This is a genomic window from Saccharothrix sp. ST-888, from assembly GCF_000955975.1.
Lineage (GTDB): Bacteria > Actinomycetota > Actinomycetes > Streptomycetales > Streptomycetaceae > Kitasatospora.
The window spans coordinates 1-305 of the sequence record NZ_JYJF01000951.1 but is presented as its reverse complement, the minus strand read 5'-3'; the positions used below and the strand labels follow the sequence as shown (position 1 = coordinate 305).

Annotated in this window: 1 rRNA gene; it reads right to left on the bottom strand. The window is 60.3% G+C overall.

Features of this window, described 5'->3' with window-relative positions:
* Nucleotides 1-305, bottom strand: a 16S ribosomal RNA gene (locus UK12_RS35145); the annotation flags it as partial.

Sequence of the window (305 nt, the reverse complement as noted above, 5' to 3'; positions counted from 1 at the left end):
ATCCGACGCGACAGGCCGCCTACGAGCTCTTTACGCCCAATAATTCCGGACAACGCTCGCACCCTACGTATTACCGCGGCTGCTGGCACGTAGTTAGCCCGTTCTTCTTCTGGAGGTATCGTCAGTTGCGCTTCTTCCCTGGTGAAAGAGGTTTACAACCCGAAGGCCGTCAGCGCTCACGCGGCGTCGCTGCATCAGGCTTTCGACCATTGTGCAATATTCCCCACTGCTGCCTCCCGTAGGAGTCTGGGCCGTGTCTCAGTCCCAGTGTGGCCGGTCGCCCTCTCAGGCCGGCTACCCGTCGT